This is a genomic window from Streptomyces sp. NPDC058326, assembly GCF_042879855.1.
Lineage (GTDB): Bacteria > Actinomycetota > Actinomycetes > Streptomycetales > Streptomycetaceae > Streptomyces.
In genome coordinates this window covers 199,929-222,210 of record NZ_JBHVZO010000010.1, presented here as the reverse complement: position 1 = coordinate 222,210, position 22,282 = coordinate 199,929, and the positions used below count along the sequence as shown (strand labels likewise).

24 protein-coding genes and 1 pseudogene are annotated in these 22,282 nt (G+C 71.4%); 14 read left to right on the top strand and 11 right to left on the bottom strand.

Annotation, left to right across the window (positions count from 1 at the left end; all coding sequences use genetic code 11):
• Nucleotides 1–16 precede the first annotated feature (16 nt).
• On the bottom strand, nucleotides 17–583 hold the full coding sequence (locus ACFVYX_RS20440) for a hypothetical protein (RefSeq protein WP_389682799.1): 567 nt from the start codon (nucleotides 581–583) through the stop codon (nucleotides 17–19).
• 408 nt (nucleotides 584–991) lie between these two features.
• On the opposite strand from ACFVYX_RS20440, the gene ACFVYX_RS20435 reads away from it, so the two are divergent.
• From ACFVYX_RS20435 to ACFVYX_RS20405, 7 genes are all read left to right on the top strand, one after another.
• Entirely contained in the window at nucleotides 992–1,837 is an 846-nt protein-coding gene (locus ACFVYX_RS20435; protein WP_389682798.1) for a HipA family kinase, read from the top strand.
• Nucleotides 1,834–2,217, top strand: coding sequence for a DUF3037 domain-containing protein (locus tag ACFVYX_RS20430; RefSeq protein WP_389682797.1), 384 nt, complete (start codon nucleotides 1,834–1,836; stop codon nucleotides 2,215–2,217). Before ACFVYX_RS20435 ends, ACFVYX_RS20430 begins: the two co-directional genes overlap by 4 nt.
• 181 nt (nucleotides 2,218–2,398) lie before the next feature.
• Nucleotides 2,399–3,160 (top strand): 3-oxoacyl-ACP reductase FabG, encoded by a 762-nt coding sequence (fabG, locus tag ACFVYX_RS20425; protein ID WP_389682796.1) that lies wholly within the window; start codon nucleotides 2,399–2,401, stop codon nucleotides 3,158–3,160.
• Between the two features lie 29 nt (nucleotides 3,161–3,189).
• Nucleotides 3,190–3,957 carry an SDR family oxidoreductase gene (locus ACFVYX_RS20420; RefSeq protein WP_389682795.1) on the top strand — a complete coding sequence of 256 codons (768 nt, stop codon included), beginning with the start codon at nucleotides 3,190–3,192 and terminating at the stop codon, nucleotides 3,955–3,957.
• Between the two features lie 148 nt (nucleotides 3,958–4,105).
• Nucleotides 4,106–5,683 (top strand): ABC transporter substrate-binding protein, encoded by a 1,578-nt coding sequence (locus ACFVYX_RS20415; protein ID WP_389682794.1) that lies wholly within the window; start codon nucleotides 4,106–4,108, stop codon nucleotides 5,681–5,683.
• A gap of 93 nt (nucleotides 5,684–5,776) precedes the next feature.
• Nucleotides 5,777–6,460, top strand: a complete 684-nt coding sequence (gene ung, locus ACFVYX_RS20410) for a uracil-DNA glycosylase (RefSeq protein ID WP_389682793.1) — start codon at nucleotides 5,777–5,779, stop codon at nucleotides 6,458–6,460.
• 70 nt (nucleotides 6,461–6,530) lie between these two features.
• Entirely contained in the window at nucleotides 6,531–7,004 is a 474-nt protein-coding gene (locus tag ACFVYX_RS20405) for a hypothetical protein (RefSeq protein ID WP_389682792.1), read from the top strand.
• Between the two features lie 339 nt (nucleotides 7,005–7,343).
• Here the strand turns inward: ACFVYX_RS20405 and ACFVYX_RS20400 are convergent, their stop codons facing one another.
• The 3 genes from ACFVYX_RS20400 to ACFVYX_RS20390 form a co-directional block, all read right to left on the bottom strand.
• Nucleotides 7,344–7,829 (bottom strand): hypothetical protein, encoded by a 486-nt coding sequence (locus ACFVYX_RS20400; protein ID WP_389682791.1) that lies wholly within the window; start codon nucleotides 7,827–7,829, stop codon nucleotides 7,344–7,346.
• A 95-nt stretch (nucleotides 7,830–7,924) separates the two neighbouring features.
• Nucleotides 7,925–8,452, bottom strand: a complete 528-nt coding sequence (locus ACFVYX_RS20395; RefSeq protein WP_389682790.1) for a DinB family protein — start codon at nucleotides 8,450–8,452, stop codon at nucleotides 7,925–7,927.
• 53 nt (nucleotides 8,453–8,505) lie between these two features.
• Entirely contained in the window at nucleotides 8,506–9,252 is a 747-nt protein-coding gene (locus ACFVYX_RS20390) for a TetR/AcrR family transcriptional regulator (protein ID WP_389682789.1), read from the bottom strand.
• Between the two features lie 92 nt (nucleotides 9,253–9,344).
• On the opposite strand from ACFVYX_RS20390, the gene ACFVYX_RS20385 reads away from it, so the two are divergent.
• Together ACFVYX_RS20385 and ACFVYX_RS20380 are read left to right on the top strand one after the other, a co-directional pair.
• The gene (locus ACFVYX_RS20385) at nucleotides 9,345–10,535 is read left to right on the top strand and encodes an FAD-dependent monooxygenase (protein WP_389682788.1); all 1,191 of its coding nucleotides are present in this window, start codon (nucleotides 9,345–9,347) and stop codon (nucleotides 10,533–10,535) included.
• Nucleotides 10,536–10,588: 53 nt separating this feature from the next.
• On the top strand, nucleotides 10,589–11,494 hold the full coding sequence (locus ACFVYX_RS20380; protein ID WP_389682787.1) for a Gfo/Idh/MocA family protein: 906 nt from the start codon (nucleotides 10,589–10,591) through the stop codon (nucleotides 11,492–11,494).
• On the opposite strand, the gene lnt is transcribed toward ACFVYX_RS20380, so the two are convergent.
• The 3 genes from lnt to ACFVYX_RS20365 all read right to left on the bottom strand — a co-directional run bounded on the left by lnt (nucleotide 11,418) and on the right by ACFVYX_RS20365 (nucleotide 13,981).
• Nucleotides 11,418–13,136: an apolipoprotein N-acyltransferase gene (gene lnt, locus ACFVYX_RS20375; protein ID WP_389682786.1), complete on the bottom strand. Its 1,719-nt coding sequence runs from the start codon at nucleotides 13,134–13,136 to the stop codon at nucleotides 11,418–11,420. The two genes, ACFVYX_RS20380 and lnt, sit on opposite strands and share 77 nt — an antisense overlap.
• A gap of 82 nt (nucleotides 13,137–13,218) precedes the next feature.
• Nucleotides 13,219–13,665 carry a nuclear transport factor 2 family protein gene (locus tag ACFVYX_RS20370; protein WP_389682785.1) on the bottom strand — a complete coding sequence of 149 codons (447 nt, stop codon included), beginning with the start codon at nucleotides 13,663–13,665 and terminating at the stop codon, nucleotides 13,219–13,221.
• 142 nt (nucleotides 13,666–13,807) lie between these two features.
• Entirely contained in the window at nucleotides 13,808–13,981 is a 174-nt protein-coding gene (locus tag ACFVYX_RS20365) for a hypothetical protein (RefSeq protein WP_389682784.1), read from the bottom strand.
• Nucleotides 13,982–14,279: 298 nt separating this feature from the next.
• Between ACFVYX_RS20365 and ACFVYX_RS20360 the strand changes: the two genes are divergently transcribed.
• Nucleotides 14,280–15,008, top strand: a complete 729-nt coding sequence (locus tag ACFVYX_RS20360) for an alpha/beta hydrolase (RefSeq protein WP_389682783.1) — start codon at nucleotides 14,280–14,282, stop codon at nucleotides 15,006–15,008.
• Nucleotides 15,009–15,152: 144 nt separating this feature from the next.
• Here ACFVYX_RS20360 and ACFVYX_RS20355 read toward each other — a convergent pair whose 3' ends face one another.
• The gene (locus tag ACFVYX_RS20355; RefSeq protein ID WP_389682782.1) at nucleotides 15,153–15,755 is read right to left on the bottom strand and encodes a TetR/AcrR family transcriptional regulator; all 603 of its coding nucleotides are present in this window, start codon (nucleotides 15,753–15,755) and stop codon (nucleotides 15,153–15,155) included.
• Nucleotides 15,756–15,864: 109 nt separating this feature from the next.
• Here ACFVYX_RS20355 and ACFVYX_RS20350 point away from each other — a divergent pair, with 109 nt between their 5' ends.
• Entirely contained in the window at nucleotides 15,865–16,722 is an 858-nt protein-coding gene (locus tag ACFVYX_RS20350; protein ID WP_389682781.1) for a haloalkane dehalogenase, read from the top strand.
• 442 nt (nucleotides 16,723–17,164) lie between these two features.
• Nucleotides 17,165–17,657, top strand: a pseudogene (locus tag ACFVYX_RS20345) (transposase).
• Nucleotides 17,658–17,758: 101 nt separating this feature from the next.
• Here the strand turns inward: ACFVYX_RS20345 and ACFVYX_RS20340 are convergent.
• On the bottom strand, nucleotides 17,759–18,631 hold the full coding sequence (locus tag ACFVYX_RS20340) for an undecaprenyl-diphosphate phosphatase (protein ID WP_389682780.1): 873 nt from the start codon (nucleotides 18,629–18,631) through the stop codon (nucleotides 17,759–17,761).
• 81 nt (nucleotides 18,632–18,712) lie between these two features.
• Nucleotides 18,713–19,183, bottom strand: coding sequence for a winged helix-turn-helix transcriptional regulator (locus ACFVYX_RS20335; RefSeq protein WP_389682779.1), 471 nt, complete (start codon nucleotides 19,181–19,183; stop codon nucleotides 18,713–18,715).
• Between the two features lie 104 nt (nucleotides 19,184–19,287).
• Here ACFVYX_RS20335 and ACFVYX_RS20330 point away from each other — a divergent pair, with 104 nt between their 5' ends.
• The gene (locus tag ACFVYX_RS20330; protein WP_389682778.1) at nucleotides 19,288–20,457 is read left to right on the top strand and encodes a thiolase family protein; all 1,170 of its coding nucleotides are present in this window, start codon (nucleotides 19,288–19,290) and stop codon (nucleotides 20,455–20,457) included.
• A 39-nt stretch (nucleotides 20,458–20,496) separates the two neighbouring features.
• Here ACFVYX_RS20330 and ACFVYX_RS20325 read toward each other — a convergent pair whose 3' ends face one another.
• Nucleotides 20,497–21,258 (bottom strand): TVP38/TMEM64 family protein, encoded by a 762-nt coding sequence (locus tag ACFVYX_RS20325; RefSeq protein WP_389682777.1) that lies wholly within the window; start codon nucleotides 21,256–21,258, stop codon nucleotides 20,497–20,499.
• A 246-nt stretch (nucleotides 21,259–21,504) separates the two neighbouring features.
• Between ACFVYX_RS20325 and ACFVYX_RS20320 the strand changes: the two genes are divergently transcribed.
• Complete coding sequence (locus tag ACFVYX_RS20320) at nucleotides 21,505–22,248, top strand: DNA alkylation repair protein (protein WP_389682776.1); 744 nt, start codon at nucleotides 21,505–21,507, stop codon at nucleotides 22,246–22,248.
• Nucleotides 22,249–22,282 lie beyond the last annotated feature (34 nt).

Below are 22,282 nucleotides of genomic sequence, written 5' to 3'. Positions count from 1 at the left end.
GGGCGGCCGGCGCAGGTCACTGTCCGTCGGTGATGTAATAGTCGTTCTTGAGGTATTCCAGGGTGTAGCTGCCGAGGTCGCTCTCGGTGAAGGTGGCGGAGGACCTGACCGCTTCGAGCGGCATCTCGATCTTGTCGAGGGTGCGCACGACGACGCGCCGCGGATCGACGGTCGCGGTTCGCAGGGCCTTCTTCTGCTCCGGCGAGATCATCTGGAACACGATGACGTACGTCGACGTGCACGGACCGAATCCCTGGTCTTGAGCCTTCTTCGCGCCCGGCCCGGCCACTTCGCAGACCGTTTCGATGTCCTCACGTCCAAGGCCGTGGAGGTACTGCTCGTACCGTTGGATCGCGCGCTCCTTCGTCATGGGCGCGGGCTGCTTGCCGGTAGGGGCGGCCGACGGCTTCCCGGTGCCGGCCGACGCGGACGGCGAAGCCGGCGGCCCTTTCGTCGTCGTGGACGCGGCCGGCTGCGAAGGCTTCGCGGCCGCGTCGTCCTTCGCCTTCTCCGGCCCGCAGGCGGACGCCGCCAGCACTACGCAGGCCGATACCGCCGCGCTCACCATGGTCCGCGTTTTCATCAGATCCCCTCCACCCGCCGAGTACACCGTCAAGGCTTCACGCAGGATCCGCGGGAGTGGTTCCCGAGCCCGTGACCCGTGCCGCGCTCGCTGTTGTACCACTGACGCACGGGAGTCGACCGCCCCAGAGGCACGACGTTTCCCGGCAACGCTCACGAAGTCCAGTGGTGGTGGCTCGGCCACTCCTCGCCCGCGATCACCCCCGGTTACGATGCTCACTTCATGCCGGAGGCCGGCAGCAAGGGGCGCGGCACCTTCGACGGACTGCTCGGGGGATCGGGGAGACCGGCCAGGCGGCCGGAACTCCCCGGATTCTTTCCAGCGCCGCCGACCGGCGGTTTCCCGCCTCCACGCCCCGACGAAGCCGTCCCCGGACTGCAAGGCTGAAGAGATGGGTGGCCTGGGAAAGTGTTGGAAGAGGTTGTAGCGACCCGCTATGTCACGCCCCTGCGTGAGGGCGGCTCGCTCCCCGGGATCGTCGAGGCCGACGATCTCGGCACGTACGTCATGAAGTTCACCGGCGCCGGACAGGGGCGCAAGACCCTCGTCGCCGAGGTCATCTGCGGGCAGCTCGCCCGCAGGCTCGGGCTGCGGGTGCCGGAGCTCGTCGCCATCCAGCTCGACCCCGTCATCGGGCTCTCCGAACCCGACCAGGAGGTGCAGGAGCTGCTGAAGGCGAGCGGCGGGCTCAATCTGGGGATGGACTTCCTGCCCGGGTCGCTGGGCTTCGACCCGCTGGCGTACGAGGTGGACCCCGCGGAGGCCGGCAAGGTCGTCTGGTTCGACGCCGTCATCAACAACGTCGACCGCTCCTGGCGGAACCCGAACATGCTCGTCTGGCACGGCGACCTGTGGCTCATCGACCACGGCGCCACCATGATCTGGCACCACAACTGGCCGGGCGCGCAGACCTCCGCCGCCAAGGGATACGACGCCTCCGACCACGCGCTCGCCCCCTTCGCCCCGGACGTCGCCGCGGCGGCCGCCGATCTCGCGCCGCTCGTCACCCGCGAGCTGCTCGACGAGGTCGCCGCCGACGTGCCCGACGAGTGGCTCGTCGACGAGCCCGGCTTCGACAGTACGGACGAGGTGCGTGCCGCGTACGTCGAGGCGCTGCTGTCGCGCGCCGCCACCATCCACGAGCGGATCACGCTCGGCCCGCGCACCGAGAGCCGCCCGCAGCAGCCGCCCGGCTGGCTCGCCGAGCGCCTCGTGCCCCGCACGTACTCCACCGAGAAGGACAGCACCCCGTGACCGACCGCGATGTCTTCGAGTACGCGCTGCTGCGCGTGGTGCCGCGGGTCGAGCGCGGCGAGTACTTCAACGCCGGGGTGGTCGTCTACTGCCGCGCCCGCTCCTTCGTCGCCGCCCGTACGCATCTGGACGAGAAGAAGCTGGCGGCGCTCGACCCGGCGGCCGACGTGACCGGTGTCCGGGCCGCGCTGCGCGCGGTCGAGGGGGTGTGTCTCGGGGGGGACGCCGCGGGTCAGGCCGCGCGGGACGACGCGGGGCGGCGCTTCCGCTGGCTGATCGCGCCGCGCTCCACGGTCGTCCAGCCGGGGCCCGTGCACACCGGACTCACCGCGGACCCGGAGGCTGAGGTCGAACGGCTGCTCGACCTGCTGGTGCGCTGAGCGCACCAGCAGGGGGACGGGGAGTGACGGGGTGCACCCGGTGGGCCGTTGACACCGGGTGCCAGGGCTTCTAGCGTCTCGTTCTGCGGACGATACTAAGCGGTCGCTCATGTGCGGGACGCAGGAGCGGGTGACCGGCTCGGCCGCCACCAGGGCCATCCAAGGGCGAGGAGAACCAAGCATGTCCACCACCGAGCAGCGCGTAGCCGTCGTCACGGGTGCCGCACGGGGAATCGGGGCCGCCACGGCGCTCCGCCTCGCGGCCGAGGGCCGCGCCGTCGCCGTACTCGACCTCGACGAGGCGGCCTGCAAGGACACCGTCGAGAAGATCACCGCCGCGGGCGGCACCGCCCTGGCGGTCGGCTGCGACGTCTCCGACAGCGCGCAGGTGGAGGCCGCCGTCGCACGCGTCGCCGCCGAGCTCGGCGCGCCGACGATCCTCGTCAACAACGCGGGTGTGCTCCGCGACAACCTGCTCTTCAAGATGTCCGAGTCGGACTGGGACCTCGTCATGAACGTGCACCTCAAGGGTGCCTTCCTGATGGCGAAGGCCTGTCAGAAGCACATGGTGGACGCGGGCTTCGGCCGGATCGTCTCCCTTTCCTCCTCCTCGGCGCTCGGCAACCGCGGCCAGGCCAACTACGCCGCCGTCAAGGCCGGACTGCAGGGCTTCACCAAGACCCTCGCCAAGGAGCTCGGCAAGTTCGGCATCACCGCCAACGCCGTCGCCCCGGGCTTCATCGTCACCGAGATGACCGCGCAGACCGCCGAACGCGTCGGCATGGGCTTCGAGGAGTTCCAGGCGGCCGCCGCGTCCATGATTCCGGTGCAGCGGGTCGGCCGCCCCGAGGACGTCGCCAACGCCATCGCCTTCTTCGCCGGTGACGACGCGGGCTTCATCTCCGGCCAGGTCATGTACGTGGCCGGCGGCCCGCTCAACTGACGATCCGAAGCGAGAGGAACGAGGCACACATGACCGCACAGGAACGGCCGGAGCTGTCCGGCAAGGTCGCCCTCGTCACCGGCGCGAGCCGGGGCATCGGGTACGGCATCGCCGAGGCGCTCGTCGCCCGTGGCGACCGGGTCGTCATCACCGGGCGCGGCGAGGAGGCCCTCAAGGAGGCCGTCGAGCGGCTCGGCGCCGACCGGGCGATCGGCGTCCCCGGCAAGGCCCATGACGAGGCCCATCAGGCCGCCGCCGTCGAGGCGGCGATGGACGGCTTCGGCCGGGTGGACTTCCTGATCAACAACGCCGGCACGAATCCGGTCTTCGGACCGATCGCCGATCTGGATCTCGGCGTGGCCCGCAAGGTCTTCGAGACGAACGTGGTCTCCGCGCTCGGCTTCGCCCAGCGGACCTGGCATGCCTGGCAGAAGGAGCACGGCGGCGCGATCGTGAACATCGCGTCCGTCGCCGGAGTCTCCGCCTCGCCTTTCATCGGCGCGTACGGCATGAGCAAGGCCGCGATGGTCAATCTCACCCTGCAGCTGGCGCATGAATTCGCCCCGCTCGTGCGGGTCAATTCCATCGCCCCGGCCGTCGTGAAGACGAAATTCGCGCAGGCGCTGTACGAGGGCCGGGAAGCGGAGGCGGCCGCCGCCTATCCCCTCGGCCGGCTCGGCGAGCCCGAGGACATCGGCGGCGCCGCCGCCTTCCTCACCTCGTCACAGTCGGAGTGGATCACTGGTCAGACGCTCGTCGTCGACGGCGGGATTTTCCTGAACGCCGGAGTCGGGTGACCGATATCCGGACACTTTCCGGAATCTGTGTCCGGATTGAGCCCGGTTGTGCAGTGAATGCCTCAAGTGCCCCGTCAGGCTCGAAGATTGACCTGGCGGGGTGCTGCGGTATCGTCGGCCGACCCCTGGCTGAACGAGGAGCGTGCACGTGTTCAACCGGACCAGTCTGCAGGCCGCTGCAGCCCTTGTGTCCATATCCCTGGTGTCCGGATGCGGTGTCTTCTCGGACAGCGAATCCGCCGGGGATCAGAGGATCGTCGTCGGCACGACGAGTTCTCCCACCACGCTTGATCCGGCCGCCGCCTGGGACAATTCCTGGGAGCTCTTCCGGAATGTCTTCCAGACCCTGGTGAGTTTCCCGACCGGAAGTACGATCCCGGATTCGGACGCCGCCGAATGCAAGTTCTCCGACACCGCCAGCCGGGTCTTCGAGTGCAAGCTCGTGGAGGGCCTCACGTTCTCCAACGGGCACAAGCTGGACGCGAAGGCCGTGCAGTACTCGATCGAGCGCATCCGCACGATCAACCACAAGGGCGGCCCCAACGGGATGCTCGGCTCGCTCGACAAGATCGAGACCGTGGGCGACAGGACCGTCGTCTTCCGGCTCAACAAGTCGGACGCCACCTTCCCGTTCGTCCTCGCCACGCCGGCCATGTCCCTCGTGGACCCGGCCGAATACCCGGCCGACAGCCTCCGCAAGGACGGCAAGGTCACCGGCTCGGGACCGTACGTCCTCGACTCGTACACCGAGCGGGAGTCGGCGGAGCTGACCAAGAACCCCACGTACAAGGGCTTCGCCGACCGTAAGAACGGCGGCGTGACCATCAAGTACTTCGACCAGTCCGACGCGATGGTCGCCGCGCTGAAGAAGAAGGAGATCGACGCCACCTACCGCGGCCTCACCGCCGAGGAGGTCATCGCGCTCCAGGAGGACAAGCCCGAGAACAAGGGCCTGCAGCTCATCGAGTCGACCGGCGCCGACATCCGCTACCTCGTCTTCAACACCCAGGACCCCTCGGTCGCCAAGCCCGCCGTGCGCAAGGCCATCGCCCAGCTCGTCGACCGCGACGAACTGGTCAACAGGGTCTACCAGGGCACCGCCGAGCCCCTGTACTCGATGGTGCCCAAGGGCATCGCGGCCCACACCACCAAGTTCTACGACCGCTTCGGCTCGCCGAGCGCGAAGAAGGCAAAGAAGCTCCTCCGCGACGCGGGCATCACCGACCCCGTCGAGCTGACCTTCTGGTACACGACGGACCGGTACGGCTCCTCCACCGCCGCCGAGTTCAAGGAGCTCAAGCGCCAGCTGGAGGAGTCCGGACTCTTCCGGGTCACCGTGGAGGGCAAGCCCTGGAAGGAGTTCCAGGCGGGCTACCAGAAGGGGGAGTACCCGGTCTTCGGGCGCGGCTGGTTCCCCGACTTCCCGGACCCGGACAACTTCGTCGCCCCCTTCATCGGCGAGGAGAACGTCCTCGGCACGCCCTATGTGAGCTCCAGGATCACCGGCGAGCTGCTCCCGAAGTCCCGCCGCGAGAGCGACCGCGGGACCGTCACGGACGAGTTCGTCGAGGCCCAGGAGATCATGGTCCAGGACGTCCGGCTGCTGCCGCTGTGGCAGGGCAAGCTGTACATTGCGGCCAGTGACGACATCGGCGGCGGCGAGGTCGCCCTCGACCCGCAGACGGTCATGCAGCTCTGGCAGCTGCACCGCCGGGCCAGCTGGTAGGAGACGGTCGCGGGAGGCCTGCGGGGGCCACTGTCAGTGGCCCCCGGTAGGTTCGGGGACATAGACAGGAACGTCCACCGGAGGTTGTTGACCGTGACCGACACCAGCATGCTGCCCGAGTCCTGGCGCGACGTTCTCGGCGAGGAGCTGCGCAAGCCGTACTTCGCGCAGCTCGCCGAGTTCGTCGAGCAGGAGCGCGCCCGGGGGCCGGTCTTCCCGCCGAAGGACGAGGTCTTCGCCGCCCTCGACGCCACCCCGTACGACAAGGTGAAGGTGCTGATCCTCGGTCAGGACCCCTACCACGGGGAGGGGCAGGGTCACGGCCTCTGCTTCTCGGTCCGCCCCGGGGTGAAGACCCCTCCCTCCCTGCGGAACATCTACAAGGAGATGCAGGCCGAGCTCGGCCACCCGATCCCGGACAACGGCTATCTGATGCCGTGGGCCGAGCAGGGCGTCCTCCTGCTCAACGCGGTTCTGACGGTTCGCTCCGGCGAGGCGAACTCGCACAAGGGCAAGGGCTGGGAGAAGTTCACGGACGCGGTGATCACCGCCGTCGCCTCGCGCCCCGACCCCGCCGTCTTCGTCCTCTGGGGCAACTACGCGCAGAAGAAGCTGCCGCTCATCGACGAGGAGCGGCACGTGGTGGTGAAGGGCGCCCACCCCTCGCCGCTCTCGGCGAAGAAGTTCTTCGGATCGCAGCCCTTCACGCAGATCGACGCGGCCGTCGCGGCCCAGGGACACGAGCCGATCGACTGGCGCATCCCGGACCTCGGCTGAGCCTCGGCCCGATCGGGCCCGGGTGCGGCTAGCGTCGGCTCTCCCAGTGGGTGAGCGGGTGGAGGTCGCGGTGACCGAGCAGCAGCAGGTGTCGGACGACGGGGTCATGACCAGGATCGGGCAGGCCATGATGCTGCTCCACGGTGGCGACCGGGAGGAGGCCCGCAACCGCTTCGGGCTCCTCTGGCAGCAGATCGGCCCCGACGGCGACCCGCTGCACCGCTGCACCCTCGCGCATTACATGGCGGATGCCCAGGACGACCCCGACGCCGAGCTGGCCTGGGACCTCCGGGCCCTGAGCGCGGCCGAGGGGCTCGCCGACGAGCGGCTCGCCACGCACGGTTCGGCCGTCGCGCTCCGGGCGCTGTACCCCTCGCTCCACCTCAACCTCGCCGCCGACTACGTCACACTCCGGCGGTTCGACGCCGCCCGGGTCCATCTGGACCGGGCCCGGGCGGCCTCCGACCACCTGGACGACGACGGCTACGGGAACGGGGTACGGGCCGCCATCGAGCGCCTGGAGCTACGACTCCGGGCGGAGTGAGGCGGCGGGCAGGGCGGGCGCGGGAGCGAGGTAGCGGGCAGGGCAGGCGCGCCCCCCTGCCCGCCGCCGCGCCCGTCCGCGCGATCGGCACGAGCCGCCCGGCGGCAGCCGTACCCGGCGGTGGGGCCCGGCCGGGCGGTGGGTCTGCCCGTGGGAGGGTTGCCCCGACCCAGTGGTGGATCGCCCGGGGCTGGGTCGCCCCGGCCCGGTGGTGGGTCGCCCGGGGGGTGGGGCCCGGCCGGGCGGTGGGTCTGCCCGGGGGTGGGTCGCCCCAGCCCGGAGGTGGGTCTGTCCGTGGGTGGTTCGCCCCGGCCCCGTCGTGGATCGTCCGTGTGCGGCTCAGCGGCCGTACGTCACGTGGCAGATCCTGGACGGATCACTGCCGGGGGCCCAGCCCCCGTACCGCTCACCCAGTTCGCAGACCTCCGCCCGGGACACCGGCGCCTTCTTCGGCAGGCCGGTCAGCTCCGGCAGTTCGGGGGGTGCCGGCCGGGGCGCCGGGCGCGGGCGCTCACGCTGTCGCGGTACGGACTGGGGGCGCCGCGCCTCCGGCCGGGGCGGTGCCACCGCCTGCCGGCGTACGTCCGACGTGGGCGTCACACGGGGCGAGGCGGTCGGCGGGGGAGCGGGCAGAGCCGCTTCGAGGGCCTCGCGGGCCGGGCCCTCGACGATCTGCGGCGCCACCTCCTGGGCGGGGCGTACGGTCTCCGCGGCGGGCGCGGGGGCGGGTGTCCTCGGCGGGGCCGCGTCCACCGAGACGCAGCCCGCGAGGGCGGCCACGGCCGCTCCGACCAGGATCTTCGCTGTGGTTCGGGTTCCATGCACCGCGCCACTCTGCTGGCCCCGCGGTGATCTTCGCGCCCCTACCGGCGGGGAATGCCCCGCACGGGTGAGCCGCCACGGGGCCTGCCTTGACCCGCTCAGTCGCCGGTCGCGCCGTCGATGCGCTCCCGGAGGAGATCCGCGTGGCCGTTGTGGCGGGCGTACTCCTCGATCATGTGGAGGTAGATCCAGCGGAGGTTGTAGCTCTTTCCGCTGGGGCGCCGGCCCGTGGCCAGATCGTCGAGGCCGCGGCCCGCCGCCACGCTGCGCGCGTGGTCGATCTCGGCCTGCCAGGTGGCGTACGCCTCCTCGTAGGTGTCCTCGTCGGTGGTGTGGATGTCCCGGTCGTAGTCCTCGTCCGTCGAGTAGATCGCCCGGGTCTCCTCGCCGGCCAGGGTGCGGCGGAACCAGCCGCGCTCGACCTCGGCCATGTGGCGGACGAGGCCGAGGAGGTTGAGGTCCGAGGGCGCGGCGGAAAGGGTGCGCAGCTGGGCGTCGTCGAGCCCCTCGCACTTCCTCGCGAGGGTCGCGCGGTGGAAGTCGAGCCACTGCTCCAGCGCCTCGCGCTCGCCCGAGGTGGTGGACGGGTCGACACGGGGGACGGATTCGGTGCGTTCGGTGGTCATGCGCGGCATCGTGCCCGATGATCACCGTTCGTGCCACCGCTTTGCGGTCTCCCTCAGGGTGCCGGGGTTCGGCCGCCGAGCATGCCCCTCAGCAACTCGCCGACACCGGTGCGCAGTTCCGTGCGGCTGGGCACGGCCGCGTGGAAGGAGCCGGCGGCGCAGGAGAACATCAGCCCCTCGCTCCAGGCGATGAGGGAGAGCGCGTGCCGCTCGGGCTCCCGCGATCCGGCCGCCGTCATCATCGCGACCAGCGGGCGGTGGAACACGGAGCCCGCGGTGTCGAAGAAGGCGCGGAGTTCGGGGCGGCGGGTGGCTTCGAGGGCCAGCTCGTAGCGGGAGACGAGCAGGGCGCGGTGGTCGGTGAGATAGCGGTGCAGGGCGAGGGCGAGGGCGTCCACGAGTGCGGTGGTGTCCATGGCGCCGTCGCCGGTACTGCCCGGCATCTCGTCGGGGGTCAGGACCCGTGCCTCCAGCTGGACCTGGCGCCGCACGGCGGCCTCCAGGAGGGCCTGGCGGGTGCGCGCGTGGTTGGACGTCGATCCCTGCGGCAGTCCCGCCCGTTCGTCCACGGCGCGATGCGTCAGGCCCCGCATGCCGCGCTCCACCAGGAGGTCGAGGGCGGCGTCGCCGATCCGCTCGGCGCGGGAGGCTGGGGTCTCCGGGCCGGCGGCGTCGCGGGTACCGGCCGCGGGGGAGTCGGCGGCGTCGCGGGTACCGGCCGTGGAGAAGCCGGCGGCGTCGCGGCTGCCGGTCGCGGACGAGCCGGAGGAGGAAGTCGGGGATGCCGTGGGTGCGGTCATGGGGACAACCTACTACCGAGCCGACTACACCTGTAGTACGGTCAGGATGCCGGACGCACTACACCTGTAGTTCCCTGATCCGAGGAGCACCCATGGAACAGCCCCGCGCCGTCGTCGTCGGAGCCGGAATCGGCGGGCTCACCGCCGCCGTCGCCCTCCACAGGAACGGCTGGAAGGTCACCGTCCTGGAACGCGCCGCCGACCTCACCCCCGTCGGCGCCGGCATCGGCCTCGCCCCCAACTCCCAGCGCGCCCTCGACGTCATAGGCCTCGGCGACCGCGTCCGCGCCCTCGCCGCCTGGCAGGGCGACGGCGGCATGCGCACCCCCGCCGGCCGCTGGCTCGCCCGGACGAACGCCAAGGCCGCCGCCGCGCGCTTCGGCGGGCCGCTCGTCCTCCTGCACCGGGCCACCCTCGTCGAGATCCTCACCTCAGCCCTCCCCGAAGGAACCGTCCGCACCGGAGCGCCCGCCTCACTCGTCGACCCCGGCGACGACCGCGGCCCCGCCCGCCTCACCACCCCGCAGGGCGACGTCGAGGCCGAACTCGTCGTCGCCGCCGACGGCATCCGCTCCGCGATCCGGCACGCGCTCTTCCCCGACCATCCCGGCCTCCAGTACGCGGGCTGCACCACCTGGCGCGTCGTCGTCCCGGCCCCCGAGCGGCCCTTCGCCCCGCACGAGACCTGGGGCGCGGGACGCCTGTGGGGCACCCAGCCCCTCAAGGACGGCCGGATCTACGCGTACGCCATGGCCGCGGCCCCCGCCGGCGGCCGCGCGCCCGACGACGAGAAGGCCGAACTCCTGCGGCTCTTCGGCGACTGGCACCACCCCGTCCCCGAGATCCTCGCCGCGGTCGACCCCGGCCAGGTCCTCCGCCACGACGTCCACCACCTGCCCGTCCCGCTGCCCGCCTTCCACCGGGGCCGGGTCGCCGTCCTCGGCGACGCGGCGCACGCGATGATGCCGAGCCTCGGCCAGGGCGGGAACCAGGCGATCGAGGACGCCGTCGTCCTCGCCCACCACGCCCGCTCGGCACCCGATTTCGTGCCCGGCAGCGCCCTCGCCGCGTACACCGCGGACCGGCTGCCGCGTACCACCGCCATCGTCCGCAAGGCCGCCCGCACCGGCGCTGTCACCCTGCTCTCCGTCCGGCCCGCCGTCGCCCTGCGTTCCACGCTGGTCGGCGCCGTCTCCCGCTTCGGACCCGGCCTCGTGCTGCGCGGCTTCGACGGCATCGCCGACTGGCACCCGCCGGTGGCTCGGGCCACCCGCGTAAGCTGACCTGCGCGGACGGCCCACGCGGACGGGCCGCCGGACACGACAAGGGAGACCCCGTGAAGGTTGGCTGCATCGGACTCGGCGACATCGCGCAGAAGGCGTACCTCCCGGTCCTCGCCACCCTCCCCGGGGTCGAGCTCCACCTCCAGACCCGTACCGCCACGACCCTGGACCGTGTCGCCGAGGCCCACCACCTGCCGGCCGCCCAGCGTCACCGCGACCTCGACGCGCTGCTCTCCGCCGGACTCGACGCGGCCTTCGTCCACGCGCCGACCTCCGTCCACGCCGAGATCGTCGGCCGCCTCCTCGAAGCGGGCGTCCCCACGTACGTCGACAAGCCCCTCGCCTACGAGTACGCCGACTCCGAGCGCCTCGTGGAACTCGCCGAGAAGCGTGCCGTCAGCCTCGCCGTGGGCTTCAACCGGCGGCTCGCCCCCTCCTACGCCCAGTGCGCCGAGCACCCGCGGGACCTGATCGTCCTGCAGAAGAACCGGGTGGGCCTGCCCGAGGACCCCCGCACCCTCGTCCTCGACGACTTCATCCACGTCGTCGACACCCTGCGGTTCCTGCTGCCCGGCGAGGTCGAGCACGTGGACGTGCGGGCCCGGGTCCGCGACGGGCTCATGCACCACGTCGTGCTCCAGCTCTCCGGCGACGGCTTCACCGCCCTCGGCATGATGAACCGGATGAACGGCTCCACCGAGGAGATCCTGGAGGTCTCGGGCCAGGACACCAAGCGCCAGGTCCTCAACCTCTCCGACGTCGTCGACCACAAGGGCCAGCCGACCCTGCGCCGGCGCGGAGACTGGGTTCCGGTCGCCCGCCAGCGCGGGATCGAGCAGGCCGTACTCGCCTTCCTCGGCGCCGTACGGGACGGGCGGCTGCTCAGCGCCCGAGACGCCCTGCTGACCCACGAGCTGTGCGAGCGCGTGGTCCGCGAGGCACTGGCCCAGGCCTCCTGAACGCGCCCGCTCCCTCCGCGGCGCACACCGCGCCCACCACGACGAGCGCCCCGTACAACGGCCAGTCGCCCCACTGGACGGAGAACGTCGTCGCCGCCGAGCGCGGGAGCTCACGGACGGCGACGGCGCTCGCGTCCGTGCCGAGGACGGGCCCGATCCGGCGCCCGTCGGGGCCGTACGCGGCACTGACGCCGGTGAGCGTCGCGTGGACCACGGGCCGGCCCGTCTCCGCCGCCCGCAGTGCCGCCAGGGACGCGTGCTGCGCGGGCGCCCAGCTCTCCTGGAAGGTGCTCGTCGCCGACTGGACGACCACCAGACCCGCGCCGTCCCTGACGAGACGCCGGCTCATGTCGGGAAAGGCCGACTCGAAACAGATCAGCGGCCCGATCCGCAGGTCCTGGCCCCCGCCGGAACCAGCGAGAGTCATGATGACCGGCTCCGTACCCCGCCGCCGGTCCTCCTCGGCCGCCCTGCCGAATGAGGTCACCCAGCCCAGGACCTCGCGCGCCGGGACGTACTCACCGAACGGCACGAGCCGCATCTTGTCGTAGCGCTCACCCGTGAGCCCCGCCGGACCGACCAGGACGGCGCTCTTGAAGATGCCCGGGCGGTCGGCCCGGCGCGCGTCCACGTTCACCAGGAGCGGCGCGTCGACCGCTCGCGCGAGGGCGGTGAGCCGGGCGGCGAGTTCGGGCCGGCCGGCCGGGTCGACGCCCACACCGCTCTCGCCCCAGACCACCAGGTCGAGACGCTGCCCCGCGAGCGTACGGGTCAGTTCCTCGGCCCGGGCGAACCGCCGCTCGGGTCCCTCGGAACCCTCGAACACCCCAGGCTGTACGAGGCCCACGCGCACCGTCCCGCTCTCGGCCGGCGCACCGACGCCCCAGGCCGCCGTGCCCGCCACGAGCGCGCAGGCGGCGGCCCCCGCGACCCCGACGGTACGCAGCCCCGGCGCCGCCAGGAGCAGGACCACCGCCGTGTTCGCCGCCACGACGAGCAGGCTCACCAGCCAGACCCCGCCGATGGAGGCGAGCCGCAGCGCCGCCGGAACCTCCCACTGGCTCGCCCCGAGCAGACCCCACGGGCCGCCGAGCCCCTCCCAGGAACGGACCATTTCGATGAGCAGCCAGCCGGACGGCACCGCGAGCAGGGCCGCGGCGGCCCGCGACGGTGACGGCGCGCCGCCGAGCAGGGACCGTACGAGCCAGCCCCACGGCAGCCACAGCAGACCGAGGAGCGCGGCGAGCGGGAGCAGGAAGACGTGGAGGCTGGGCAGCAGCCAGTGATGGACGGCGAGGACGAAACCGATACCGCCGAGCCAGCCGTCCAGGGCGGCACGGCGGGCCCCCGGAGCCGTTCGGATGAGGAGCAGCCACGGGACGAGCGCCAGGTACGCCCACCACCACAGGCCGGGAGCGGGGAAGGCGAGCGCGGGCAGCGCGCCGCAGCAGACCGCGACGAACGACCGCCCGCCCCGGACCCACTGCCCGGGGCCTTGCCGGTGGCCGGGTCCGGGTCCTTCGGTCCGGCCCCGCGCGATGGCGAGCAGGGAGCGTCCGCCCTGGCGCGGCCGCGCCAGGCCCTGGTCCGGGCCCGGGGGCTCGGCTCGGCCCCGGTTCTGGCTTCCGAACGGAATCCGCATGGGTCCTCCCGCCCTTGTCTCCAGTGTCGGGCGTGACTGGGGCCGGCGCGGCACGGTGGGGGCCAGGGCCCGGCCCGCCGTCTCACCGGTGCCGGCGCCACCGTTCGTCGACGACGACCGAGCGCAGCCGCCAGCCTTCGGCGGTGCGCAGGGCCGCGAAGGCGTAGCGGCCCCCGCAGACGAAGTCCTCGCCGGAGGCGAACCGCATCGGGTTGACGTAGTCGGCGCGCACGTCGGCCGCGTCACCCGGTTCCTGATACCCGGGCGGTTCCCGGAAGAGGACCCGCCGGTTCACGATGAGGTGCTGGCGGACGGGGAAGAGCGTCATCGCCTCGGCGAGCCAGCCGGCCACGTCGGCGGCCGGGCCCTCGATCCCGCCCGAGCCCCGGTAGTCGGCCCGGCCGTCCGGGGTGAACAGGGCCAGGTAGGCGGTCCAGTCGGCGTCGTCCACGGCCGTCGCGTACCCGGTGATCAGGTCGTCGAGGGCGATTCGGTCCATCACGGTCGCGAGGTCCACGCGCTGCGTCATGGTTCAGTGTCGGGCAGGCCGCGCCCGTGGCCAAGAGGCGTGCGCGGCCCCGTACCGTCGCGGCGGGGGAGCGGCGCGGGGCCGGGGGCGAGGCACCCCCGGCCGACGGCGGGTCAGCCCGCGGACTCGCCCGCGTGCGGGCTCAGGACGTCCGTGCCGACCAGGATGAACAGCCGACCAGGATGAACAGCAGGATGCCGAGCTCATCAAGATCGAATGGAAGAGCAGTGGGAGACGGCACCTTCCAGTGCTCTCCCTCGCCGGCCACGAAGCGCAGCCACCTGGTTTGCAGCGAATCGGCAATCTCCCGCTCCACGGTCAGGGGAACCTTTAGACAGACGCCGGCGTGACCGGTCCATGGCTGAACAGGAAGAAGCTCGGCGCCTGCTCGATGCCTTCGAGACCGGCCGACACGCGACCGGACAGGCCCGTAAAGGCCCATTGGCGGACCACGGCGACCACTGCTACCTTTCCGGAGGCCGTGCGAGAGAACAAGGAGGTGGTACCCGTGAACGCAGTATCGACATGGGTGCTCCCCTCCGGGGTCACGGTCGGGCGACAGCGATAGGTCGTCCGGGAGCGCCTCTTCATGAGCACTCCCGAAAGGCACGGCCATGCAAGTCACTTCCGAACAACGCCTCGACGACGGCGTCCTCGAGCGCGAATTCACCCTCGGCGAGATCCCCGGCATCCTGTGGACGCCCGCCTCCGCACCGGCCCCGCTGATCCTGCTCGGCCCCCCGCCTCTCGGGCTGCGCAAGACGTACCCCCGGCTGGTGGCCCGAGCCCGACACTCCGCGGCGGACGGCTTCGCCACGGCCACCATCGAGCTCCCCGGGAGCGGCGACAGGCCCCGTTGGCCCGCCGCCGAGCAGGCCCTCGCCGACCTGCGCCGGGCGATGGAGGCCGGCGAGCGGGTCAGCGACGAGATCATCGACGCGCTCATCCTCCCCCTGGTCGACAAGGCGGTCCCGGAATGGCAGGCCGCCCTGGACGCCCTCCTTTCGCTGCCCGAGATCGGCGGCCCGGTCGGGTACTCGGGGGGAGTGATCTCCATCGGGACCCGGCTGGCAGCGGTCGAGCCGCGCATCGCGGCCGCCGTCCTGTTCGCCGGGAGTTTCGTGCCCCGCGCTATGCTCGAGGAGGCCCGCCAGGTCACCATTCCGCTGCACGTCCTGCTGCAGTGGGACGACGAAGGGAACGACCGGCAGGCGGCCCTGGACCTGTTCGACGCCTTCGGCTCCAAGGAGAAGACACTGCACGCCAACATGGGCGGGCACACCGGCGTCCCGCAGTCCGCAGGCGACGAAGCGGGACGATTCCTCGCCCGGCACCTGAAGTGAGGCCAGCCCGTCGGGCCGGCAGCAGACGATAGGAGCTGCCGGGTCACGATGCCGCCATCGAGGACAGGCCCTCCTCGATGGCGGCGGCCGGCAACCCGACCGGGCGCGTCACGAACTACAGGGCGGACATTGCCTGATGCAGCACTAGGTTCTGGCTATGCCGCGTAGGTAGGCGGCAAGAATGGTCTGTAGCGAGACGGTCTCGTTGATGGCGGTCCGGTGGAACACCAGCGAGTCCGTGAGGGCGATCAGTTCCTCAACACGCGCGTCTGAGTTGGGGAGTCCTGCTCTGTTGAGGGCCGACGCCGTCAACTTTTGGGTGATGGCGTATACCTCGGAGTCTGCTGTCAGCTTTGCTCGAAGGTGTGGCGCGTCATCGAGTTCGAGGATGAGGGCGTATCGGGCTCTCATGTCGTAGCGACGGAGTGCGAGAGTCTCGGCGAGTCCTGCGATCAGCGCGGCAAGCTCTTCGACGCCGAGCCGGTGTTCGCGCTCGAACGTCGTGTTCAGAGAGTCTGCGAGTTCTTCGGCGTCGGCCTTCGAACGGGCAGCGAGTGCGTCGACGATGAGTTCCACAAGCGCGAGCCGCGTCCTCGCGTGATGTGAGGTCGATCCCTGCGGTATCCCCGCTTCGCGGTCGACGGCTCGATGGGTCAGGGCGCGAACGCCTTCGCGGGCGATGATGCGAATTCCACTCTCGGCGATCGCCTCCCGCCGCTCACTGCCACTCGCCGCAATCGAAGACACGACCCGATGCTACAGGTGTAGAGTCCCGATCGCGGAGGCTCTACACCTGTAGCGGCGACGAGGATCCAGGCCGACAGGACGCAGCGCAGACCAGGAGGAGAGTGCAACGATGATCGACTTCGTTCCCGACCCGAGCCTGTACCCCTTCGGAACACGCTGGTTCGACTCGTCCGCAGGCAGGGTTCACTACATCGATGAGGGAACCGGGCCAACGCTTCTGTTCTGTCACGGTGCTCCGGCGTGGAGTTTCCTCTACCGTCACATCGTGAAGGCCCTCCGTGACCGGTACCGGTGTGTCGCCGTCGACAACCTGGGGTTCGGATTGTCCGAACGCCCTGCGGGTTTCGGCTACACCATCGCCGAGCACACCACGGTCCTCGGCGAGTTGATCGATCACCTGCAGCTCGACGGCTTCGTCCTGATGGGTCACGACTGGGGCGGCCCCATCGGGTTGGGCGCGATCACCGCGCGCGCGGACCGGGTGAGAGGGATCGTGCTGGGCAACACAGTGTTCTGGCCGGTCGAAGCGATGGCGAATCGGGCTTTCAGCGTGGTTATGGGCAGCCGTCCCATGCAGCGGCGGATACTCGAACAGAACTTTCTCGTTGAGCGCGTCCTGCTCGCAGAATTGGGGCGCAAGCTCACCGCGTCAGAAGCCGACCACTACCGCGCGGTGCAGCCCACCGCGGAGGCCCGGCGCGGACTCGCCATGACGCCCAGGGAAATTCGTGCCGCCCGCCCGCTGCTGGACCAGCTTGCACAGGACGTGCCTGCCCAGCTCGGCGACAAGCCGGCCCTGCTGGTGTGGGGAATGAAGGACAGGGTGTTCCGTCCGAACGCCTCTGTCCCGCGGATGCGTGCGGCCTTCACCGATCTGACCGTGGTCGAGCTGCCACACGCGCGGCACTTCATTCAGGAACACGCGCCGGATGTGATCACGGCGGCGATCGCGAAGCGATTCCCGTGAGCGCGATCGGCGAATTTCCATCCCCGGCGGTCCCTTCGGCCGCCGGATCGTGCCAGGCGGGAACGACGACGCGGCGTGGAGGTCGAGGAGCCGGTCGCCATGGTGCCCGATCCCCGCAGCAGGACGCGGTCTGGAACCGGCGGCAGGTCGCCAATCAGCTGCGGTCCCTGCCGAGGGAGTACTTCCCGGCGATGATCGAGGCGTTCAGGGACAAGCCTGGAACTCTGACCGCCTTGATGCCCGCCGCATTCTCGCCGTCGCACCCACGCCTGTCCTGGCTGCCAAGCTGCAGATGTGGAGGCTGACCGCATGCTCCGGCGGGCCGGCCGCCGCCGGGGCATCGAGACGGACGCCGAGCGAATCCAGAGGTCTTCCGCGCGGAAGCCCCGCGGTAGCTGCCCCCAGGACGTTTCCTTCGGATCATCTGATCGTTGGTTGATGTGTGTCGTTGACTGATGCCCAGTGGGCGAGGATCGAGCCGTTGGTGCCGGACCGGACTCCGCGGCGGGGCGGGTGACGGCGTGATCACCGGCAGGTGATCGACGCGATCGCGTTCAACTACCGCATCGGCACACCGTGGATGGATCTGCCCGAGCACTTCGGTTCGTGGAAGGGTGCCCAAAAGGGGCTCCGGCCGGCGAGCCGGACGACCATGCCCTCGGACGCTGCCGCGGCGGACTGACCACCAAGATCCGCCTCACCGCGGACAGCCGCTGCCGCCCGCTCGCCTTCGTCCTCACGCCCGGCCAGGCAGGTGACGCACCCGCGTTCCCCGAGGCCATGGCCGCGGGTGCCGCGGCCGGCCCAGGACCACACCGGATGTGGTCCTGGCCGACAAGGCGTATGCGTCCCGCGCGATCCGGACCCACAAGCCCGCCATCGCCTACCAGGCCGCACTCCACCTCGCCGCCATCCTCATCTGGACAGCCGCGTGACCGCTGAAGCGCCTTGCCCACGCGAGTGGGAGGTGATCATGGCGTGGTGCTGCAATCAGGCGCTGGGAAATGCTGGATGGCGCTAGCTGCGCGGCCCGGTTTCAGCCGCCGGATTCGCCCGCGTGCGGGCTCAGGACGTCCGTGCCCACCAGGAAGAACAGCAGGATGCCGAGCAGGATCCGGTAGATCACGAACGGCATGAAGGACTTCGTGGTGATGAACTTCATGAACCAGGCGATCACGGCGTAGCCCACCACGAAGGCGATGACCGTGGCGAAGATCGTCGGGCCCCAGGAGACGTGCCCCTCGCCCGCGTCCTTCAGTTCGAACACTCCGGAGGCGAGGACCGCGGGGATCGCGAGGAGGAAGGAGTAACGGGCGGCCGCCTCGCGGGTGTAGCCCATGAGCAGGCCGCCGGAGATCGTCGCGCCCGAGCGGGAGACGCCCGGGATGAGTGCCATCGCCTGGCAGAGGCCGAAGATCAGGCCGTCCTTCACACCGAGTTCCTTGAGCGTCTTGCGCTCGCGGACCACCCGGTGGCGACCGCCGATCTCGTCGCGGGCGGCGAGACGGTCCGCGATGCCGAGGACGACGCCCATGACGATCAGCGTGGTGGCGATGAGCCGCAGGTCGCGGAACGGGCCCTCGATCTGGTCCTTGAACGTGACGCCGAGGACTCCGATCGGGATCGAACCCACGATCACCAGCCAGCCCATCTGGGCGTCGTGGTCGGAGCGCATCGCCTTGTTCGTGAGGGAGCGGAACCAGGCCGAGACGATCCGGGCGATGTCCTTGCGGAAGTAGATCAGGACCGCGGTCTCCGTGCCGATCTGGGTGATCGCGGTGAAGGCCGCACCCGGGTCGTGCCAGCCGGCGAACGCCGCGGTGAGACGGAGGTGCGCGCTGGAGGAGATGGGAAGGAACTCCGTCAGCCCCTGGACGAGCCCGAGGATGAACGATTCGAACCAACTCATGGGGCTAGGGCCGTCCCGTTATGTACGTGTGCCGTCAGAAGGTCGTGCGCAGCGTACCGTCCCAAGATGACGCGCCCGTGCTCAGGCCTCCTGAGGGCCTGTCGGCCCGGCCGTCGTCCATCCCGGTGCCCTGACATGGGCGCTGAGGCTCTCGCGGCCGGCCTCGCCGCCGCAGTGGGCGCACACCAGGCGGGGGCTGAGGACCTCGCCGCACTCGTGCTCCAGGACCACGGGGCCGGCGTCGGCGTTGAGGTGGCGGTCGCCCCAGGCCATCAGGGTCACCAGCACCGGCTGGAGCTCCTCGCCGGCGGCGGTGGCCCGGTACTCGAAGCGCGGGGGACGCTCGCTGTACGGCACCTTCTCCAGGATTCCGGCCTCGACGAGCCGCTTGAGGCGGGCGGTGAGGATGTCGCGGGGAGCGCCGGTGTTGCGGGCGATCCGGTCGAAGCGGTGCACCCCCAGCGACACCTCGCGGAGCACGAGGAGCGCGTACTTCTCACCGACGAGCGCGAGGGTGTCGGCGATGGAGCAGGGGCGGGGGGAGACCTTCATCGCTCCAGCGTAGGGCAGCGTCCGAGAAGTGGGTTTGAAAACCCAACTGACTCGGATATGTTACCGACGAGTGTTGGTCCACTTCTCCAACTCAGGAGCCTGTCATGCGCGACGCCGTCATCGTCGAAGCCGTCCGGACCCCGATAGGGAAGGGCAAGGCGGGCGGAGCCCTGTCCCACGTCCACCCCGTCGCCCTCCTCTCCCACACCCTGCGCGCCCTCGTCGAACGCAGCGGCATCGACCCCGCCCTCGTCGACGACGTGATCGGCGGCACCGTCGATCAGGTCGGCGAGCAGGCCATGAACACCACCCGCTACGCCTGGCTCGGCGCGGGATTCCCCGAGTCCGTTCCCGTCACCACCGTCGACCGGCAGTGCGGGTCCTCCCAGCAGGCCGTCCACTTCGCCGCCCAGGGCGTCCTCTCCGGGGCGTACGACATCGCCGTCGCCTGCGGAGTCGAGTCCATGAGCCGGGTCCCCATGTGGTCCAACGTGCCGCCCGGCGCCGACCCCTTCGGCCCCGGCGTCGCCGAGCGCTACCCCGAGGGCCTCGTCCCGCAGGGCGTGAGCGCCGAACTCATCGCCGCCAAGTGGTCGATCGACCGCGAGACCATGGACGCCTTCGCCACCGCGTCGCACGCCAAGGCGGCCCGCGCCTGGGCGGCCGGCCTCTTCGACGCCGAGGTCGCCCCGTACGAGGACGTCCGCCGTGACGAGTCCGTACGCCCCACCACAAGCCCCGAGATCCTCGCCGGACTCCGGCCCTCCTTCGAGGACCCCGCCTTCGCCGCCCGCTTCCCGCAGATCGACTGGTCCGTCACCGCCGGCAACAGCAGCCCCGTCAACGACGGCGCGTCCGCCGTCCTCGTCATGGCCGCCGACACCGCCAGGAGCCTCGGCCTGCGGCCCCTCGCCCGGCTGCACAGCTTCGCCGTCACCGGCTCCGACCCGCTGCTCATGCTCACCGGCGTCATCCCGGCCACCGAGAAGGTCCTGCGCCGGGCGGGCCTCTCGCTCACCGACATCGACCTCTTCGAAATCAACGAGGCCTTCGCGAGCGTCGTCCTGGCCTGGCAGCGGGAGACCGGCGCGGACCCGGCCAAGGTCAACGTCCACGGCGGCGCCATCGCCCTCGGCCACCCCCTCGGCGCCAGCGGCACCCGCCTCACGACGACCCTCGTCCACGCCCTGCGGGCCAGGGGCGGCCGATACGGTCTGCAGGCGATGTGCGAGGCGGGCGGCCTCGCCAACGCGATGATCGTCGAGGCGCTCTAGGTGTGTTGACCCGCGTCGACAACCGCGCGGGGCCTTGTATCAGAGAGTGCTGCCCACCGGCTCCGGCTCCGGTGTGCCCGCCGGGGCGGGAGCCGCGGCGGGGGCCCGCAGGCCGTGCCGCTTGCGCCAGGCGACCACCGCGGCGGCCAGGCCCGACAGGACGATGAACCCCGCGGAGAAGAGGAAGGCGGGCGAGCCCGGCGAACCGGCCTGGGCGCCCGCCACGACGTACGCCGCCGTGTTGGGGACCGAGCCGAGCGCCGTCGCGAGGAGGAACGGCAGGTACCCCATACGGGAGACCGCGGCGCAGTAGTTGGCCGCGGCGAACGGCACCCCCGGGAACAGCCGGATCGCCAGCATCGAACGGAACCCGTGCCGGCTGAGCTGCCCGTCCGCCGCCGTCAGCCAGCGGCCCCGCAGCAGCGGCCGCAGTGCGTCCTGCCCCAGGAACCGGCCGAGGGTGAACGCGATCCCGGCGCCCAGCACCGTCCCCGCGAGCGCCGCCGTCAGACCCGCGGCCGAACCGAACAGCGCGCCCGCCGCGAGATTGAGCACCGGCCGCGGCACGAACGCCGCCGTGCACACCCCGTACGCGAAGCCGAAGAGCAGCACCGCCCCGGCGCCGCTCGTCCGTGGCGGCCAGCCCGAGGCGAGGAGCCGCTGCGGCTCGTACAGCACCACGAGGGACGCCGCGGTGAGCAGCAGCAGGACGAGCAGTGAGAGCCGTGCGCGGGGCGAGAGCAGGGCCCGGGAGCAGCGGACGGCGAAGGAGCCCGACGGCCGGGGCGCGGGAGCGAGCATTGGGGGAGAGTAGCGGACGCGTCCGTATGATCGCCGTAATGCGCGTCATGTCCGTCCGTCGGCGGACGGACGACCGGTAGGCCGCCGGGGGCGGCGATGAGGCCGCCCCCCCGCCCGGTCGACCCCCGGTCGGCCGACCCACCGCCCGGCCGGTCCGTCGTCCCCCCTCGGTCCGTCGGCGGCCCGCACGACGGGCGTCCGGATCGGCCCATGACGGGCCGGAACACCTCACGACAGGGAGGGTCCATGACTGACACCGCGCCACCTGGCGGCGGCGCCGACGGTGCCGCGCTCGCCGGGGACGCCCCTGACAGTGCCCTCGCCGACACCGTCCTCGACCGGCTCACCACCGTCTACCCGGCCGCGGGCAACCCCTTCCGGGCGCAGGAGATGGTCGCGTACATGAAGGGCGTCGCCCCCTTCCTCGGTGTACGCACCCCCGAACGCCGGGCCCTGTCCCGTACCGTCCTCGACGGCACCCCGCGGCCCGACGAGGCCGACTGCGCCGCCGTCGCGCTGCGCTGTTTCGCCCTGCCCGAGCGCGAGTACCACTACTTCGCCGTCGACTACCTCCGCCGCCATGTGAAGAGCTGCTCCGCCGCCTTCCTGCCCGTCGCCCGCCGGCTCGTCACCACCGTCCCGTGGTGGGACACCGTCGACCACCTCGCCGCCCACGTCGTCGGCGGCCTCGTCGCGGCCGATTCCTCCCTCGGCGCCCGCATGGACGAGTGGATCGAGGACGACGACCCGTGGGTGGCCAGGACCGCCCTCCTCCACCAGCTCCGCTTCAAAGCGGCCACGGACGCCGACCGGCTCTTCGCCCACTGCCTCCGTCGCGCCCCCGACACCGACGTCTTCCTCCGCAAGGCCATCGGCTGGGCCCTGCGCGAGTACGCCAAGACCGCCCCCGGCGAGGTACGGGCCTTCGTCGCCGCCCACACCACCCGGCTCTCCCCCCTCTCCGTCCGTGAGGCCCTCAAGCACCTCTGAGCGACCCCGGCCGCGCGAGCCCGCAACTGCTGCG